Below are 18,103 nucleotides of genomic sequence, written 5' to 3'. Positions count from 1 at the left end.
CTTTATTGCTCATTAAGCCATTGCATATATTCAGTTGTCCCTTCACTTACTGTTTTAAAATCAATTGGACAACCCGTTTTTCTAAACTTAGTTAAATCTGCTTGTGTAAAACGTTGATAACGTCCTTTTAGGTGATCAGGAAATGGAATGTAATCAATTTCCTCTTTTTTGTGATAACTTAATACCGCATCTGCGACAGCTTGGAATGACTCGGCACGGCCTGTACCACAATTGTAAATCCCAGAGATATTATTTTTCCAAAACCATAAATTGACATCAACTACATCGCCAACATAAATAAAGTCGCGTTTAAAATTATCACTGCCAGCAAATAATTTCGGTTTTTCACCTTTATGGATTTGTTCGTTCAAGTGAAAGGCAACGCTAGCCATACTGCCTTTATGATTTTCGCGTGGTCCGTAAACATTAAAATAGCGAAAACCACACACTTGTGAAGTTGCATCAGGTAGGATTTTTCTTACATATTGATCAAAAAGAAACTTAGAATATCCATAGACGTTTAACGGTTTTTCATAACAGCGATCTTCAATAAAGTTATCACTACGTCCACCATAAGTTGCCGCAGATGATGCATATAAAAAAGGAATATTGAAATCTAAACAGTAATGTAACAAATCTTTCGAATAATCATAGTTGTTTTCCATCATAAACTTGCCATCCCATTCTGTTGTTGATGAACAAGCACCTTGATGGAAGATGGTTTCAATATTGAGCTGTTCTCCCGCAATGATTGCTGAAATGAATTCATCTTTATCCATATAGTCAGCAATATCTAAATCGACTAAATTTGCGAATTTAGTTCCATCGGTTAAATCGTCGACAACTAAAATATCTTGATATCCTTGATTATTTAATCCTTTAACAATATTGCTTCCTATAAACCCAGCGCCACCCGTTACTACGATCATAATCATTTTCCTTAACTAATCTATTTAATCTACTTATGATACCGATTTATGCAAAAATTTTCGAGTAATCATTTAAGTTAAAGTCATCATTGAGCATTAGTAACTAAATTGTACAGAACAATTGACCACTTAACTAACTAAATGGGGTAATTTATACTCGATATTAGAAATATCAAGTATTTCTACTTGTTTTGCTGATCATTAAGTACTAGCAAAGCGGTAATTTGATTTGTTCTATAGTGTTTTGTCAGTGCTATGACGGCATTAGTATATTGGTTATTATTGATAATGCAGTCAGTTAATATGCCACTTTAAACGTATTTATGGCGTAAATCAGAGATAACTGTCGAGCCATTTTCAAATAACATCATAATTAATAATACCAACAAAAGAATTTGTTGTATCAATAATTGTTACAGCGCTAATCCCAGCTTTTGTCAAAGCAAACATTGCCTGCCTATAAAAGCGTTGTATTATTTTTAATATCGATTTTTTATGAATGTCGATTCAGCAACTGTTTAAGCGTTGTTAACCAAACTTGTTCAACGTTGCCACCAAAATGATAACAAGTAGAATGTTTTTGCGTAAATTTTTTAGTTTTTTGACTATCATTGCTAAAGCCTTTAATTAAGGCTAATTGTCGTGCAATCTTGATTGTTTGTGTAAAATTTATAGAGTACGCTTGTTGGCTAATTAACTGCTGATTAGATGAGTCAAAGTAAAAGAACAAATTGAAATTTCGAAAGCAATACCAATTGTTGTTAGGCAGTGCGGACAGAACCTTTATTAATTGTAAAGGCATAATGCTACTTATTTTAGAAGATGAATATAGCCTGATAGAAGGCTATATTTTATCTATCACTCAATCGTCATTGTTTAATTTTGCACTTATCAAAATGTATCTAGCTAAACTCAGATAAGGTTCAGTTTGGCAATACTGTTTTTCTAACTCAAGTAATTGATCAAAATGACTTTCAGCTTTGGATTTATTGTTTAAGTAATCATGAAAAACTCGGATTCCTGTTTTATTGGTAATAACAAAGCCAAGGTGAGTTAACCAAGTGTAGACATCATGAGGTTTTCTTGGATAATCGGGTGAAAGCGTCTTTTTTTTACGTTTACGAAGACCTGATTGGGTGTAGCCAAAATTGCCTAGAGTGACAGTTTTAAATAGTAATGCATCAAGGTTATAGAACATCAAAGATAGATAACCCTCAGGTTTTAAGTATTTTTTTAAAGATGCGATGACCTCAACAGGCTCTGCCACCCATTCTAAAACAGCATGACAAATGACGAGATCAAATTGTTCATGAACATAATTACTGAGCTGTTGAATTGAGCAATGGATGAAACTCATAGCTAGGTTTTCAGTTTGGGCTTTTTGTTTGGCTAAAGCTAACATGTGCCTAGAAATATCACAAAGCGTGACTTGATGTCCCATTTGGGCTAATCGACAAGCAATTTGCCCTTGTCCACCACCGGCATCAAGAATTCTTAATGATTGATTGGCAGGGTAACATGTTAAGATTTTAACTAGCTCTTGCCAAACAATCGCTTCACGAATTTTTCCTTTTGTTGTGCCATAAATGTTTTGTGCAAACTTATCGCTGATATCATCAAAGTTACGGTCTTGTTTAGTCATAAATTATTTTTGATTATCTTGTTGCTTGGCTTGCATATTGATTTGTTCGATTTTGTCACTCATTAATTGGTGGCACTGTTCCATTAAAGTGCGAGCATCCTCTTTTCGTAGGTTTTTCGTTTCGATCGGTGCGAGCATCTCAACAATCATATGGCCGTTGTTTAAACGATTTAATTTAATCGAATTGGTATCAGAAACACAAATAGGCACAATTGGCACACCGGCGGCAATCGCAGCTTTAAATGCACCGGTTTTAAATGGCAGTAAGCCACGACCTTGACTACGGGTACCTTCAGGAAACATCCAAATTGAGATGCCTTGTTTTTTTATTTCATCAACAACTAATGCAATCGTATCATGCGCTTTAGTTTTATTATTGCGATCAATTAGAATATTACCGGTGAGATAATAGAGCTGACCAAAAAAAGGAATCCAAGCAAGACTCTTTTTACCAACTGTAACTGTTTTAGGTTGAAAAATATCGGCAGCAACAATCATATCAAAATTATTTTGGTGGTTGGCGATATAGACGCAACTACCTATTTTTTCGATATCAGGATATTTACGTGTATCAATTTTTAGCCCTAAGATTGGTTTAAAAAAGAAGCTAAAAAGATGAGCAAATCGAGCAATATTTTTTGGATTACGTGGATTAAATAAACAAAAAACTATGCCTAAGACACAAACAATAATCCCTATAACTATTACACTAATTAAGCGAAAAAGAAAAACCATAATTTACCTCATAAGTTTAATGCGCGTATTATATACTTAATCTAGGTTAATATACAGTTAGCTTGTCTGTTTCACACATTAAGGGTATTTATGCAAAAATCGACAATTATTTGGGACAATAATACAGCAATTTCTGGTTATTTTGATGATGTATATTTCAATACTGATGGTGCGGTTGCTGAAACAACATATGTATTTATTGAAGGCAATGAGCTTAATTTGCGATTTTTACAACACAATCATCACACATTTATTGTCGGTGAAACCGGTTTTGGTTCAGGACTGAGTTTTTTAGTTTTATGGTATCATTTTTTACAATTCAAAAAGCACAACCCCGATCACCCACTAAAAAAATTGCAATTTTTTAGTGTCGAAAAATATCCATTATCGATGGATGAAATGAAAAAAATACACAATAGTGTCATTGCAAAAGATCATCCATTAGCGCCATTAGCAAAAAAATTGCGCGAGCATTTGAGTCAATCCACGTTATTAAGTCAAGATGTCAATTTATCGGTTTGTTATGATGATGTTGCACAATTTGCAACATTTTTAACTAAACAACATATTTTAATTGATGCATGGTTTTTTGATGGTTTTTCACCAGCTAAAAATCCCGACATGTGGTCTGAATCTTTGTTTAAGGCTTGCTATAAGCTAACTCGCTCAGGTGGACGTTTTGCAACGTTTACCGCAGCGGGTTTTGTGCGCCGTAATTTACTGAGTGCTGGCTTTGTTGTTAATAAGCAAAAAGGATTTGGGGTAAAGCGAGAAATGCTAATTGGCTATAAATGATAAGTTATGCTAAGTAGATAAAATTGTCATAATCATTTATTATCAATCATCTTGTAATTAATAAGATAAGTCAATACGGTAACAATAATTCAACAATTTACTAAAATTTATAAACTCATTGATATAATATCTTGAAATATAACAATAGATTATTTTTTAATAACATAAGGAAAGTACAACTTAAGTTGAACAGGAGAAAACATGAAAACTTTTAAACTATTACCACTGGCGTTAATAGGCGCTATGGCTTTAGCTGGTTGTGAAGAAAAAAATGAAGAATATTTTCTAAAAAATATTGATGCAGCAACCGAAAAACTTGAACAATGCACCCAAGATTTTAAAAAAGCTTTTATGGCAAAAGATAAAAATGCTGCTGAAAAAGTCAGTAATAATCCAGAGTGTTTGGCGGCAGAAAGTGCTATTAAGAAAGACAAACAATTAAAAGATGAACAAGAGAAACAGCGTAAAGAAGCTGAGCAAAAACAAGCCATTGATTCCGCAATGGCAGATATTCAAAAACAAGTTAATGGCTTGGCATGGACTGACGTTATTGATGAGTATTTAAAGATTGATGAATGTAAAAAAGCTTTATTTTCAAGTACAAGCGGTAATCCTAAATGTGTTGCATGGGAAACTATTTTTAAAGAAAAAGTTGATGAAGGTAAAAAAGAGTTAAAACAATTATCCTTTGATCAACTTAAAACTAAAATGACATCATTATGTAAGTTAGATAAACGAACTATTTCTAATTGTAGTATCGCGCAAGAAGCATTACAAGAAAAAGCAACTGAAGAATTAGCTAACGACGATCTGCAAACAATTAAAGCTAAAGAGCCCATTTATTGTGCTGACGATTTAAAACTTTTAGCGGTGTGTAGAGTTGCTTGGAATAACGCTTGGCAAAATCAACATAACAAGCTTGTTAAGTTTTATACTCAAAACAATACAGAATTTGTGACTACTTATAATGCTTGCATCGATAAACTAGAACAAGTTAAGGCTGAAAATTCAGATTTTTTAAAAGGAATTCAATTAGAAGAAACAATTAGACAAACCTATCCATGCCGTCAAGTAAAAGATGCTTACATCGAAAGAGGTATTGGATATGCGCCTTTCGAAGACGGAAAATTAGAACAATAATCGCCTTAATGACCCCCTGCTTAGCATGGGGTCTGCTCGCTTTTATTCAATAGCAACATTGCAGTAAAATACAATCAATCCACGCTTTCATAAACACTGACTTTCGCTTATTAATTAATAGTATTATTAACTTAACACTATTTTTATTAGTTAATACTAAAATTCGAACTGATAAATAAGATCGAGTGCTTGGGCAAGTCCTGATGTAGCCTCTAAGTAGAGACTTGGCATTAATCTATAACGTAAAGTAAAAGTAGCTAGCGAATCAAAAATACCAACACCATATTTAAGCTGTAAGTTAGGTAAAATATAGCCACTTACAACTACTTTAGAGCTATTACCTGCCCCTTGTGTATCTAAAGTCAAATTTTTGATGCCAAAAACATTCCCTATATCACCAATATATTTCCCTGTTTTCGATGTACCAATCCCCACTAATAGCGCTGTCATCATATCGTTGTCACTTTGATCAGTACTGTCAAGCCCTTGACCTCGCACTAAGTATGACAAAGCTTCTTGCTGTGACATTGCCGGATCTGAAAACACTTCGATTTTCGGATCTTCTGACGAGCCAGTAACACGAATGCCAGCCGTAATTTTATTATTGTCCATTGAATCCGGATTACGGATGGCTTCAACATCAAGCATAGCGTGGTCGGTTGGTCCAGAAAAGGTAATGACACCTTTTCGAATGATTAAATCTTGCCCATAAGCATGGAATCGACCGTTTGGAATATGAATTTCACCGTGCAAATCCAATCCTTTATTTGTTTGAGTAGCGATTAAATTACCTTTTAATGAAGCATTTAGACCAAAGGCATCAACGGTAACATCATCACCAATTTCGATATCTAGGTGACTATTGATTTTCATTCCAAATTTTTGTGGCTCGATCTGATGACGATTTTTATCCAGCATGACCTCGTCAGACGATACATCCACGCTCGATGGTGGCAGTGAATCAACGGTAATTTTACCTTTTGGAATACTGACTTTACCTAATAACGTTAATTCATCTTGAGAGGCATTAATTTTAATATCAGGCACAACATTCATCACAATCATTGGTGGCACTGTGACTTGCATTGCTGCGCCATTGACAGTGATTTCAGCTTGCCATTTATTTAAATTCAGCCAACTAGCATGACCATTAATATTGATATTACCGGCTTGTGTCGTTAAAATTCCTTTTAATGTTGATGATTTACCATTTAATTTTATATCTACCATAGCGGAATTAATATCAACAGGTAGCTGATTAGATTTGATTTCACTTTGTTTTAGGTTAATGTCACCCGTTAAAGACGGATCGATAAGCGAACCGGAAAATTTTACGGCACCATTAATTGCGCCTTTAGCATATTCATTTTTATCCAATAATGGGTTGAGTATAGCTAATGCCAAATTATCAATAATTAATTGGCCACCTAGTTTTTTCTGATTAATTGGATCATCAATTATCAAATTACCTCTTACTTTACCTAGTTGCTTTAAACTAAAACGCCAATCTAATTTTGCTTGTTGTTCATTAAATTCAGCATTAATGTTAAATAAATCAAAAGGGATGGGTAAAGTTTGACTACCTATATTTTGCTGTACATAAACTTTATTACTATTTATGTTGGCTTTGATGGATGGAATTTTGTTATTGTCATTGAACTTAATATCGACTCTTCCATCTAAACTTCCGGTAATTTTAGTATCCCCTTCATTGGGTATCGGTAATTTAGCCAAATCAATGTCTTTAAGGGAAATTGTGCTTGAGCTATTGGCTGATATTGATAATGGTTTGTCTAAACATAGGTTAGAATAATTATTACGCCAACAATGCGCCCCGATTGTTGGGATCTGATTGGTGACATCATAAGATAATGATATCGGTTTGGTTAACTGCCAGTGGTTATTATTATCTAAATTTAACAGTGCATTAGCAATATTTCCGGTCCATTTAGTATGATCTTTATCAATTTGACCTGTTAAGGTTGTCTTTAACGATGCTGGAAGTCCATCAAGCGCCAGCGTTAATGTATGTTTCTTTTCGTTACCTGTCAGTTCGATATTGGCTTTTTTTATTGTTTCGCTTGCTAATTGGATATTATCACCAATTAGTTTCAGTTGACCACTTAACTGATTTTGATATTGAATTTTTCCGGCTAAGTTTGCCTTAGCAATGGACATATTGCCTAAACTTAATGCAGTGACAGTCAAATTCGAGTCAACAATGGGATTTGCATTTGTTCCATTCATTCTGATATTACCAACAATTGCCCCTTGTATATCATCGAACAGTAATCCTAACGACGCTAAATTCAGTTTGGCATTTAAATTCGCTTTTTGGGTTGAACCATCAACACTAATTTGATTTTTCCCCCACATAATAGCGAGATTATTTGCCGATAAAGACTGATTCGAATCAACAAACATATTACCATTAGCTGCAAAATCAGCTTGTTTTATTTTACCTTTGAGTTGTAGATCGGTAATATTCACTTGCCAATTATCACCTTCTAAGCTTCCACTTGTTTTAAGTTGACCATTTAATAGAATCGGATAATCAGGGAGTTCTTTGGTAATGTCGACATGATCAAGCTTAATATTAGTATCCCATTGCAACGCTTTTAGCCAACTAATGTGACCAGCAAGGTCTATGTTGCCTTGCGGTAATTTAATTCTGCTATGATCTAAAGTTGCATCTTGATTTGTACCTTTACCGGCCACATCGAATGTGGTTGCGGGAATATTTTCGCCGGCTACCGATCCTTTTGCTGTTAAATCATACTGCTGAACGTTACCGCCCAGCGTTAAATTAAAATCGTTAAGTTGATATTGGGCTGTCCCTTCAATTGGCCATTGAATGTGTTTACCATTAAGTTTGGTCATTACCGGTAAATATTTTTCGATAAAATTGATATGGCCATCAAGATCAAATTGGTTTAGCCCATCTAAGCGAGTGTGAGTGTATAATTCACCCAGTAATTTTCCAGAAAATTGACCATTAAAATGATTTTGCTCGGTATCAGCTTTGACTAAAGCAACAATTGGCCAATCATTACCGAGAGTAATTTCACCGGATACTAAGGCGTGACCATTAGCATAAGGGGTTTTAATCTCTGTATCCACTTTTTTTACAACAATGTGATTGTTTACCATATCGGTATTTATTGTGACCTGATTGAAGTGATAATCTTCACCTCCAATATGTAACAACCAATCATTTCCAGATAAACTCGTTACATTAATATCTAAAGGAATACTAACTTGAGGTAATGAACTTATTAGCGGTTGATTAAATAATTGATTAATCTGTTCATTAATAGCTAAACTGGTTTCATTTTTTTGCGCTGGCATCGGGGTTGAAGGTGTATCAGCAAATATCGCATAAAGTCCCATTGCAGTAGTAGGGTAAACATAAATTTTTTCATTGACCCACGTTGCTTTACCATTAAAGCTTGATAGACCAAATTGCATATCATCAACACTCACTTTGACATTATTGAGTTGAGTGGATTGTAATTTGATAGGTAAGGGGGTTTTTATTGTAAAACGCGAGGTATTATCAACCACTTCATCAGGTGAGCTTTCAATTTCTTGCGTATTAACATTAACATTGACTCCATCAGCATTAAAATGTTTTAAACACACTACTGTTTGAATCAGGCATGAACCTGAAAGTTCAAGTGATGCATCATCAACTGACACATTAACACCAGTCAAATTAAGAGAAAGCCCTTTGATATGTAAATTATGAAAAGTGCCGTCTACCTGTTCGATTTTTAATTCAGGCAAAAATTTATTTAGCGCAAACATTGTCAATTTTACGCCTAAACTGGTGTAAATCATGACAATGACAAATGTTATCAAGAAGATAAAAATAGACAATATGACAACACTACGCTTTTTCCATTTATGTCGGTTATGCGAGGCTTTAGATTGATTCGAATTAATAGAATTTTCTGCCATATTATAATTCACTTCCTAGACCAATATAGAGATGAATAGAGCCTTTATCTTTCCTATTTAATGGGGTGGCTAAATCTAATTTTATCGGACCAACAGGAGATGCCCATCTTACGCCAACCCCTGTACCTGTATAGAATTTTGCTTTATCAACTTTATCGATTGCTTCACCCGTATCCACAAATACAGCTCCCCACCATGCACCTGTTACATTATATTGATATTCACCTGAGCCGGTGATCAACTTTGAGGCGCCTTTTAACTTGCCTTTTTTATCTTCAGGGGAAATAGATTGATAACTATAGCCACGAATACTACGATCACCACCAGCAAAGAATCTAAACGATGGCGGTACTCTATCAAAATTACTCGCTTGAATAATACCAAAATTACCTCGAGCAATAAATCGATGTGTTTTTTGCAATGACCGGATCCAAGTTTGTTGCGCTTGAAAGCGTACTAAATTGATATCTGAACCCAATGCATCTGCCGCCGCTTCAACTGAATACCGTTGTGAATCGCCCCACATGGCTAATAAATTACCATCACTACGAATTCGCGATAAACTCACAGAAGGATAGTATAAAAAGGTTTTATAACTTGAATCACCTTGGGTAAAGTTATCTCGCAACATGTTCAAACCTAAAGCCGTTTGCCAACCCTCAAAATGATCCCAATTTCGTAGTACCCCAAAGGTATAAGAGCGCGAGTAGGTATCATTATTATCAATTTTTTTGTAACCACCTTGGATCGTGTAATATTGTTCTAATGGAGATTTTTTTAAGGGAATTTTATAACTCATGGATATTGTTTGTTCTGGTGACGATAACGAAAGATTGCTTTGAAAACTTTGCCCACGACTATTTATCCACGGCTTATTCCAGCCAATTTTTCCATGAACGCCATTATCGGTTGAATAACCCAGTCCTAAGTCCATATTATTCTTTTTACGAGGTGACGTTGCGACAACGATCGGGAGTTCTTTATTTGCTGTTAAGTGAGGAAAATCGGGGGTCACAACAACTGAATTGAACCAGTTAGTTGAACTTAAACGCCGATTCAATAACGATAATTGCTCGGCAGTATACCTATCACCTTCTTTAAATGGCACTATGTTAGCTAGATAATCGTTGCGAATTTTGGCATCGGGAAAATTAACTTTACCAAATTTGTAACGTTGACCCGTATCAAAATCAATATTCCAAAAAGCTTGATGTTCATAATTTGAGACGGCTAATTGGTGTTTAGTCATATTGGCATCAAAATACCCCTTGTCGAGCGACAAATTGAGTAATGCTTTTTTGAATGACTCATAGATACCATGATTGAGCACATCGCCAATTTTGGGCAGATTATTGTTAAGTAACGCTTTAAAATCCTCATCATGTTGACCTTCACCCGTGATATTAATATTGAGTTGTTCAACAATGACGGGTTCACCTGGTGTAATTTTTACTTTTAAGACTTTAGGATCTTGTTCGTCATAGTCAAAAGTAGGGGAGTAGTAACCTAAAGCGCGTAGCGCTTTTTGAACTTCACTTTCAAAATAACGTTTAAAATTGGGCGTATTATTAATTTTATTGGACTCAATTAACGAAATACGCGCATCGACATTATCAGCCAGTTCTCCTGATAACCCTTTAATGGATAATTTCATATCAGCATAACTAGACGCTGTGGTTATCATCAAAACTAGACATAATGAACGGGAAAATCGTGACACGTATACCTCGATAAGATTGATTATTTTAAATACTATCTATATTAGGTTAATTTTTCGAATTCGTTTGGATGACAAATTTATCATATTAAGCTTATCATCGTCTATGATAAGCTGAGTAAAAAAGCATTAAATTATCGACTAGTAGTGCTTTGCTGGTTAGTAGTGATTTATCTATTGTTGCGTTGTTTAACTACATTGATAATCTATTCGCATTTGAAATGGCAAAACTCAGCCGTGTAATTGCGTGAATTAAGCAACTTGACCTACTTTAAATCAAGTTAGAGTACGACTTTTTTTCTGGTCATTCGCGTTTTGCTATTGAGATGACAAAATGTCGAGATAAAAGATATATTTTCAATATAAAATGTAATAAGGTTGTTAGTATAAGCCTTATTATCTGTTGCAAAGAGAAATCGGTTTTTTAAATTGCCAATAATAATGATGTGAGGTGATGATCTTAATAAAATTGATCGATACTTGATGAAATTGATAACCGGCAATATTTGATCTCCAGTGAGCTTGCTGGTTCATGCCGGTCAACTCAAATTATGGGACTATCTTAATTTATCGATTGAAAATGTAAGCTAGTTTGGGACATATTTTAGCTCTACCCATTATTGATGTTAATAACCTATTGATTAAGATTCAATTAATGTGACCTGCCCAATATAAGGTAAATGGCGATAATGCTGTGCATAATCTATACCATAACCAACGACAAACTCATCAGGTATAGAAAATCCAATATATTTAACCGGCACCGATACTTCACGACGAGAAGGTTTATCAAGCAAAGTACAAATTTCAATACTGCGGGGATGACGCAATTTTAATATTGCCATAACTTTACTTAAGGTATTGCCTGTATCAATAATATCTTCAACAATTAAAACATCTTTATCACGTATATCCTCATCAAGGTCTTTTAATATCTTAACATCTCGGTTACTTACTACAGCATTGCCGTAACTTGATGCTGTCATAAAATCAACTTCGTGTCCAACAGTGATGGCACGACTTAAATCCGCCATAAAGATGAATGATCCCCGCAAAAGACCGACTAAAATGAGTTCATTTTGGCTATTTTGATAGTCTTTACTGATTTGTTGTCCAAGTTCAAAAACGCGTTTTTGGATATCTTGTGCAGATATCATCATTTCTAAGGTATGCTTTTTCATGAATAGTGCTCGAATTAATTTTCTAAAAATATCGTTTTAGATTCTAACAATATTCCTCGATAAAAAGAACAACTAACCACATTTTTTATTGAAAGTTTAGAATAAATATAAGATTAGCTGATATGAGGATTAGATATTTTCATTTAATGATAATAAACCGAAGCTTTATATTTTTGCTACTGTGCAATTTTGGCTATTGCATATTGTGAGAATCTTGTTTAAGTATTTTATGTGTTCGGGCAAAAAGATTTACTTTAAACCCTTTAAGGACTTTGTAAAAAATTGAAATAATAGTGATTTGACCAACTACTCACTCAATTAATCATATGAGTGAGGATAATTGCTTTGTAGACTGAGTATATTAAAAATTTATTGGATAGTACGCAATAACGTTAATTTGCTTAGTATCTATAAAACTCAAATCAGCAAAATTTGATTCCATTTTGATGCAAATCGATTAATATTTTTTTATTTTTTGCACTTTTTTAAGTTTAGCAAAATCTATTTATTCAACTAACAACAATATCTATCCTTGTTCAGCATTATTTTGACGTGATTGCTTTAATAATTTTTTCTGTAAGCGTCGTTTTTTAAAAAAATTGCTCAATATTGCACTACATTCATCCATTAAAACTCCGCCTGTGACTTCGGCGTAGTGATTAAGACCTTGATAATTGAGGATATCAATAAACGATCCCGCCGCACCCGTTTTTAAATCATTTGCCCCATATACGACACGTTTTATACGACTATGAATGATGGCGCCTGCACACATAATACAGGGTTCCAAGGTGACATAAAGGGTGGTATTAATCAAACGATAGTTATTTAATATAAGTCCTGCTTGCTCTATTGCCATAATTTCAGCATGCGCAGTCGGATTATTTTTAATAATGGAATGATTAAAGCCTTCGCCAATTATTTGATTATTTTCATCAATGATTACTGCGCCGACGGGGATTTCTCCAATAGATTCGGCGCGTTTGGCAAGCATTAATGCATGTTGCATCCAATATTCATCAGACATAGCAATACAATTACAAATCATTCAAATTTAATACATCCCGCATGTCATATAAACCGACAGGCTGTTTAGCAAGCCATAATGCAGCACGCACCGCACCGTTAGCAAAAGTCATACGGCTAGAAGCTTTGTGGCTTATTTCAACGCGTTCACCAATGTCGGCAAAAATAGCTGTGTGTTCGCCAACGATATCACCTGCGCGAATAGTAGCAAAGCCAATAGCACCTTTAGGCCGTTCACCAGTATGACCTTCACGACAATAAACAGCGCGATCTTTCAAATGACAACCTAGGGCATCAGCAATTGCTTCACCCATGGCAAGTGCTGTACCAGATGGTGCATCAACTTTGTGACGATGATGTGCTTCAATGATTTCGATATCGGTATAATCGCCCATAATTTTAGTGGCTTTTTCCAGTAATTTTAAAACAAGGTTAACACCAACACTAAAATTAGCGGCAAATACAATAGCGATTTTTTTTGCTGCATCGGCAATGGCTTGTTTACCCGCTTCATCAAATCCAGTGGTACCAATTATCATCATTTTACTGTGTGCTACACAAAAAGCTAAGTGGGATAAAGTACCTTCAGGACGCGTAAAATCAATTAATACATCAAATTTGTCTTTCGCTTGTTCTAAATTGTCGGTGACTTTTATGTTACAAACCCCGATTCCTGCAAGCTCTCCCGCATCACTACCAACCAATGAAGAGCCCTTTCGCTCAAAAGCCGCACCTAAGGTAACCCCGTCAATTTGCGAAACAGCTTGGATGAGCTGTCGTCCCATCTTGCCACCAGCGCCTGCGATTGCAATACGAATCATATTTGTTGACATATAACTATCCTTAACTTTTTTTTAGATTTAGATAAATAAATATTATAGCGGAAAATAAAAAAGTTATACATAATTCAAAATTATATACTTTTTAAAGTTGTTTTTAAGAAAACGTGATAGGAGGCAATGATGAGATGTCCATGGTATTTTGGCTGGAACATAGTTATTGCAGCTGCACTTTTAACGCTGCTATCAAGTGGACTGAGAATGAGTATGGGGGTGTTTTTTCTACCTATCGCAAATGATCTGGGTTTTAGTCGTAGTATCCTTTCAGGCATTATTGCTATTGGTATGTTGTTTTCGGGTATTGCCATGCCGATAGCCGGCTACTTAGTGGGGAAATATGGTACGCGCTTTGTGTTGTTACTTGGTGCGGTGATGATTATTCTATCAACAATATGGTCAGCAATGTCTCGTGATTATTGGAACTTTCTTTTTTCGTTTGGTATTGCTTTGTCATTTGGTACTTCATTTGTTGGTGCGGTCAGTTTTACGCCTATTGTGGCGAAATGGTTTCATAAGCGAAGAGGGTTTGCACTATTTATTGTATCAACAGGCAGTATGGCGGGCATTGCCGTGATGCTACCTGTATTTGCCTTTTTTATTCCGTTATATGGTTGGCAAAATACATTAGTGGCGTTTTCAGTATTTTTTACGATTCTAGCTATGCCCATTGCACTGTTTATTATGAAAGATAATCACGCCGCTATCGACCAGAGAGAACAAGCGGCAGCGCAAACTCAACCGGTTGATATCAAACTTATTGATGTCTTAAAAACACGTCCTTTTTGGCAACTTAGTTTTGGGCTTTTTACTTGTGGATTTAGTATGAATTTATTAGGTACGCATGGCGTCCCAATGTTGGTTGATCATGGGTTTGATTCGGTAACCAGTTCTACAGGAATTGGCTTGATAGGTTTAGTTGCCATTTTTAGTACTTTAGTGCTGGGTTATATATCTGATATTATGCAACGTAAAAACATTTTGATGCTTGTTTATTTGGTTCGCGCAATCGGTTTTATTGCGTTGGTATTAGCATCGACCAAATGGCAGCTTTTTACTATCGCGGCTGTTGGTGGATTAGTTTGGGCGGGCGCATTATCTACATCGGGCGCAATAACTGCCGATATTTATGGTGTAAAAATTGTTGGATTACTTTCAGGATTAACTTACTTAGGTCATCAAATCGGTGCCATGATAGGTTCATGGTTGGGTGGTTGGGCATATGATAATTTACATACCCATCTAGTCGCTTTTGGTGCAGCGAGCATCTTATTACTTATGGCTGCATTAAGTTCCTATTTTCTACCTAAAAACTTAAAATAGATCGGACAGATTGATAAGTAAAAATGGACGCGAGCAAGCGTCCATGTTTTTTATAATACTTTTAATAACTCGACATCAAAAATAAGTGCACTATACGGTGGAATTGATGCACCTGCACCATGTGCGCCATAAGCTAACTCTTGTGGAATGTATAATCGCCATTTTGAACCTTCTGGCATTAATTGTAATGCTTCAACCCAGCCAGGAATCACGCCATTAACTGGGAATTCAGCAGGTTGTCCACGTTCAACTGAACTATCAAACACAGTTCCATCAATTAATTGTCCTGTGTAATGTACTTGTACGCGATCGGTTGCTTTAGGTAAAGCGCCATTACCTTCGGTAATAATTTGATACTGTAAACCTGACTCAGTCGACTTTATACCTTCTTTTTTTAGATTTTGTGCCAGAAATTCTTTACCTGCTTGTGCAATCTTTTCTGCTTGTTTAGCCTTTTCTTGAGTGGCTTGTTCATGAATTTGACGAAGCGCATCATGTAGTTCTTGCAATGGTAATGCGGGTTGATTACCAGATAGCACATCTTCCATCGCCAATTTTAACGCATTAAGTTCTAAATTTTTTAATCCTGACTCTTTTAATTGTTGTCCAATTTGTAAGCCAATTGCATAGCTGGCTTTTTGTTCGATAGTTTCTAATTTCATTTTTGACCTTTAATGATGAGTAGATAAGGTTTATAAAGAAGTTTATAAGTTTGTAGATACGCGCATAAAAGTCAAGAAGTAATTTGTTTTAGTCGTAAATAATGACCATTTCATCACTTAATAACAAAGAATTTGTTAATTTGGCTAGCACTTAGCCAAAATATCAGCGATAATAGTCATTATTAAATTTCTAAAATGGATTAAGTGTAGATGCAGTTTCGTAAATTTACCTCGCTTGTCATTGTAACTAGTGTGTTATTAACTGGTTGTTCGGTCGTTGATCGTTGGGTTTACCGACCAGATATCAATCAAGGTAATTATGTAACACCAGAGGCAATTGAACTATTAAAAACAGGTCAAACTAAAGATCAGGTTGTATTTATCATGGGATCACCAATGTTAACCTCTATTTTTGGTGATAATGTTTGGTATTATGTATTTCGACAACAACCACAGCATGGTCAAGTAAGCCAAAGAAATTACACTGTTTACTTTAACGAAATGGGTATTGTCACGGATATTAAAGCGACAGAGTTAGAAGGTTCTAAATCGTTAGAAGAAATGAATCAACAACAGATATCCGATCCTATTGATATTAAATCAGATGATGAGCAAAGTAGTGCAGAAGCGAAATCAGAATCTGACTCTCAATAAATACTTCCCCTCGCTAAATAGCGAGGTGAGTATTTATCCTAAAAATTTCAATGTTTATTTTTAATAAAGTATGGCGAGTAGCTAGTAATACATATTTGAACTAAGATAACTGACTATCATTACCAAATATATCACTGTAAATACGATAGAAATAATAAAGGTTATCAGTGAGTACTTCCAAAAACCATATAAATTTTCAAGCGAAGCCACCATATCTTGCTCTTTTTTTCCATAGGTTGTTAATTTAATTGCGCTGCCTGATTTAAACAGTTTAACGCCAGCGATAATTTCTGGAATACCTATTATAGCAGTGATAATACCTAAACAGGTTAACGCGCCAGTAATGATCATAATTACGCCAAAAACTTGTTGTATTCCTGCAATAAAATTCATGTGTTTTTTTAATACTTCTGTTAATTGAAATGAAATTTTATTTGTTTCATTTATATCCATGTTCATTCCTTATATTATTGCACTATTTAAAAGTGGTAGATAGAATATCAACTTTTATATTCATGTCGAGGTTTTTTTGGCTAATTTTTGTCTAAACCGCTTTTCGGTAGCTCCTATGCTTGATTGGACCGATAAGCACTGCCGTTATTTTCATCGCATATTAACTAAGCAAACATTGTTGTATACCGAAATGGTAACAACGGGCGCGATTTTATTTGGTAAGGGTGATTATTTAGATTTTAATTTAGCTGAACATCCTTTATGCCTTCAATTAGGTGGCAGTGATCCTGTTGCACTTGCAAAGTGTGCTAAATTAGCTGAGCAACGAGGCTATAACGAAATTAATCTTAATGTTGGTTGTCCTTCTGACCGTGTGCAAAATGGTATGTTTGGCGCTTGCTTGATGGGCAAGGCTGATTTAGTGGCAAGATGTGTATCGGCGATGCAAGATCAGGTTGATATTCCCGTTACGGTCAAAACAAGAATTGGTATTGATCATTTAGATAGTTATGATTTTTTACGCCAATTCATTGATACACTTTTACCTTTTACTAATACCTTTATTGTTCATGCTCGCAAAGCATGGTTATCGGGGCTTAGTCCAAAAGAAAATCGTGAAGTCCCTCCATTAGATTATGCTCGTGTTTATCAATTAAAGTGCGACTATCCACAACTAACTATTGCGCTAAATGGTGGCGTAAAAACAATTGATGAGATCAAACATCATTTACAATTTGTTGATGGAGTGATGGTTGGCCGGGAAGCTTACCAAAATCCTTTGTTACTGACTAAAATTGATGCCCAAATTTTTGGTATCGATAAACCCAGTATTGATGCTATATCAGCTATAAAAGCTTTATACCCTTATATCGAACAGCAATTGACCCAAGGCGCACAATTAAATCATATCATGCGTCACACCCTAGGTATTTTTAATGGTCGCAAAGGTGCTAAACAGTGGCGTCGATATCTCAGTGAAAATGCTCATAAAAAAGGCGCGGGGATTGAAGTCGTTGAACAGGCGTTGGCCTTTATTCATTAATTTTTGAA

General features: G+C 35.2%; 15 protein-coding genes. 5 read left to right on the top strand and 10 right to left on the bottom strand.

Going from position 1 to position 18,103, the window contains the following annotated elements:
• Positions 1-2 precede the first annotated feature (2 nt).
• The 3 genes from rfaD to J3U59_RS01875 all read right to left on the bottom strand — a co-directional run bounded on the left by rfaD (position 3) and on the right by J3U59_RS01875 (position 3,306).
• On the bottom strand, positions 3-929 hold the full coding sequence (gene rfaD / locus J3U59_RS01885; RefSeq protein ID WP_267332561.1) for an ADP-glyceromanno-heptose 6-epimerase: 927 nt from the start codon (positions 927-929) through the stop codon (positions 3-5).
• Between the two features lie 862 nt (positions 930-1,791).
• Entirely contained in the window at positions 1,792-2,571 is a 780-nt protein-coding gene (gene cmoM, locus J3U59_RS01880; RefSeq protein ID WP_267332562.1) for a tRNA uridine 5-oxyacetic acid(34) methyltransferase CmoM, read from the bottom strand.
• A gap of 3 nt (positions 2,572-2,574) precedes the next feature.
• Positions 2,575-3,306 (bottom strand): 1-acylglycerol-3-phosphate O-acyltransferase, encoded by a 732-nt coding sequence (locus J3U59_RS01875; RefSeq protein ID WP_323849477.1) that lies wholly within the window; start codon positions 3,304-3,306, stop codon positions 2,575-2,577.
• 90 nt (positions 3,307-3,396) lie between these two features.
• Between J3U59_RS01875 and mnmD the strand changes: the two genes are divergently transcribed.
• Positions 3,397-4,101, top strand: a complete 705-nt coding sequence (gene mnmD, locus J3U59_RS01870) for a tRNA (5-methylaminomethyl-2-thiouridine)(34)-methyltransferase MnmD (protein WP_267332563.1) — start codon at positions 3,397-3,399, stop codon at positions 4,099-4,101.
• A 201-nt stretch (positions 4,102-4,302) separates the two neighbouring features.
• A complete protein-coding gene (locus J3U59_RS01865) occupies positions 4,303-5,241 on the top strand; it encodes a hypothetical protein (RefSeq protein ID WP_267332564.1) in 939 nt (312 codons plus the stop codon).
• Between the two features lie 156 nt (positions 5,242-5,397).
• Here J3U59_RS01865 and J3U59_RS01860 read toward each other — a convergent pair whose 3' ends face one another.
• The 5 genes from J3U59_RS01860 to dapB form a co-directional block, all read right to left on the bottom strand.
• A complete protein-coding gene (locus J3U59_RS01860; protein ID WP_267332565.1) occupies positions 5,398-9,201 on the bottom strand; it encodes a translocation/assembly module TamB domain-containing protein in 3,804 nt (1,267 codons plus the stop codon).
• 1 nt (position 9,202) lies between these two features.
• Positions 9,203-10,885, bottom strand: coding sequence for an autotransporter assembly complex protein TamA (locus J3U59_RS01855; protein WP_267332894.1), 1,683 nt, complete (start codon positions 10,883-10,885; stop codon positions 9,203-9,205).
• Positions 10,886-11,559: 674 nt separating this feature from the next.
• Positions 11,560-12,099, bottom strand: coding sequence for a hypoxanthine phosphoribosyltransferase (gene hpt / locus J3U59_RS01850; protein ID WP_267332566.1), 540 nt, complete (start codon positions 12,097-12,099; stop codon positions 11,560-11,562).
• A 526-nt stretch (positions 12,100-12,625) separates the two neighbouring features.
• Positions 12,626-13,126: a tRNA adenosine(34) deaminase TadA gene (tadA, locus tag J3U59_RS01845; protein ID WP_267332567.1), complete on the bottom strand. Its 501-nt coding sequence runs from the start codon at positions 13,124-13,126 to the stop codon at positions 12,626-12,628.
• A 10-nt stretch (positions 13,127-13,136) separates the two neighbouring features.
• Positions 13,137-13,958 (bottom strand): 4-hydroxy-tetrahydrodipicolinate reductase, encoded by an 822-nt coding sequence (dapB, locus tag J3U59_RS01840; RefSeq protein ID WP_267332568.1) that lies wholly within the window; start codon positions 13,956-13,958, stop codon positions 13,137-13,139.
• A 129-nt stretch (positions 13,959-14,087) separates the two neighbouring features.
• Between dapB and J3U59_RS01835 the strand changes: the two genes are divergently transcribed.
• Positions 14,088-15,284, top strand: a complete 1,197-nt coding sequence (locus J3U59_RS01835; protein ID WP_267346509.1) for an MFS transporter — start codon at positions 14,088-14,090, stop codon at positions 15,282-15,284.
• A 50-nt stretch (positions 15,285-15,334) separates the two neighbouring features.
• Here J3U59_RS01835 and J3U59_RS01830 read toward each other — a convergent pair whose 3' ends face one another.
• Positions 15,335-15,946: an FKBP-type peptidyl-prolyl cis-trans isomerase gene (locus J3U59_RS01830; protein WP_267332570.1), complete on the bottom strand. Its 612-nt coding sequence runs from the start codon at positions 15,944-15,946 to the stop codon at positions 15,335-15,337.
• 210 nt (positions 15,947-16,156) lie between these two features.
• Here J3U59_RS01830 and bamE point away from each other — a divergent pair, with 210 nt between their 5' ends.
• The gene (gene bamE / locus J3U59_RS01825; protein ID WP_267332571.1) at positions 16,157-16,600 is read left to right on the top strand and encodes an outer membrane protein assembly factor BamE; all 444 of its coding nucleotides are present in this window, start codon (positions 16,157-16,159) and stop codon (positions 16,598-16,600) included.
• Between the two features lie 81 nt (positions 16,601-16,681).
• Here the strand turns inward: bamE and J3U59_RS01820 are convergent, their stop codons facing one another.
• On the bottom strand, positions 16,682-17,053 hold the full coding sequence (locus tag J3U59_RS01820; RefSeq protein WP_267332572.1) for a DUF5362 family protein: 372 nt from the start codon (positions 17,051-17,053) through the stop codon (positions 16,682-16,684).
• 46 nt (positions 17,054-17,099) lie between these two features.
• Here J3U59_RS01820 and dusA point away from each other — a divergent pair, with 46 nt between their 5' ends.
• Positions 17,100-18,095, top strand: coding sequence for a tRNA dihydrouridine(20/20a) synthase DusA (gene dusA, locus J3U59_RS01815; RefSeq protein ID WP_416379538.1), 996 nt, complete (start codon positions 17,100-17,102; stop codon positions 18,093-18,095).
• Positions 18,096-18,103: the final 8 nt, after the last annotated feature.

The organism is Gilliamella sp. B3783, assembly GCF_026536125.1.
Lineage (GTDB): Bacteria > Pseudomonadota > Gammaproteobacteria > Enterobacterales > Orbaceae > Gilliamella.
This window is presented reverse-complemented; position numbering and strand designations above follow the sequence as displayed.

Coding starts and splice junctions, on each gene's coding strand:
- J3U59_RS01860 (WP_267332565.1), bottom strand. CDS start 9,201: ATGGCAGAAAATTCTATTAATTCGAATCAATCTAAAGCCTCGCATAAC.
- J3U59_RS01865 (WP_267332564.1), top strand. CDS start 4,303: ATGAAAACTTTTAAACTATTACCACTGGCGTTAATAGGCGCTATGGCT.
- J3U59_RS01875 (WP_323849477.1), bottom strand. CDS start 3,306: ATGGTTTTTCTTTTTCGCTTAATTAGTGTAATAGTTATAGGGATTATT.
- J3U59_RS01820 (WP_267332572.1), bottom strand. CDS start 17,053: ATGGATATAAATGAAACAAATAAAATTTCATTTCAATTAACAGAAGTA.
- hpt (WP_267332566.1), bottom strand. CDS start 12,099: ATGAAAAAGCATACCTTAGAAATGATGATATCTGCACAAGATATCCAA.
- dapB (WP_267332568.1), bottom strand. CDS start 13,958: ATGTCAACAAATATGATTCGTATTGCAATCGCAGGCGCTGGTGGCAAG.
- cmoM (WP_267332562.1), bottom strand. CDS start 2,571: ATGACTAAACAAGACCGTAACTTTGATGATATCAGCGATAAGTTTGCA.
- J3U59_RS01830 (WP_267332570.1), bottom strand. CDS start 15,946: ATGAAATTAGAAACTATCGAACAAAAAGCCAGCTATGCAATTGGCTTA.
- bamE (WP_267332571.1), top strand. CDS start 16,157: ATGCAGTTTCGTAAATTTACCTCGCTTGTCATTGTAACTAGTGTGTTA.
- J3U59_RS01835 (WP_267346509.1), top strand. CDS start 14,088: ATGAGATGTCCATGGTATTTTGGCTGGAACATAGTTATTGCAGCTGCA.
- tadA (WP_267332567.1), bottom strand. CDS start 13,126: ATGTCTGATGAATATTGGATGCAACATGCATTAATGCTTGCCAAACGC.
- J3U59_RS01855 (WP_267332894.1), bottom strand. CDS start 10,885: ATGATAACCACAGCGTCTAGTTATGCTGATATGAAATTATCCATTAAA.
- rfaD (WP_267332561.1), bottom strand. CDS start 929: ATGATCGTAGTAACGGGTGGCGCTGGGTTTATAGGAAGCAATATTGTT.
- mnmD (WP_267332563.1), top strand. CDS start 3,397: ATGCAAAAATCGACAATTATTTGGGACAATAATACAGCAATTTCTGGT.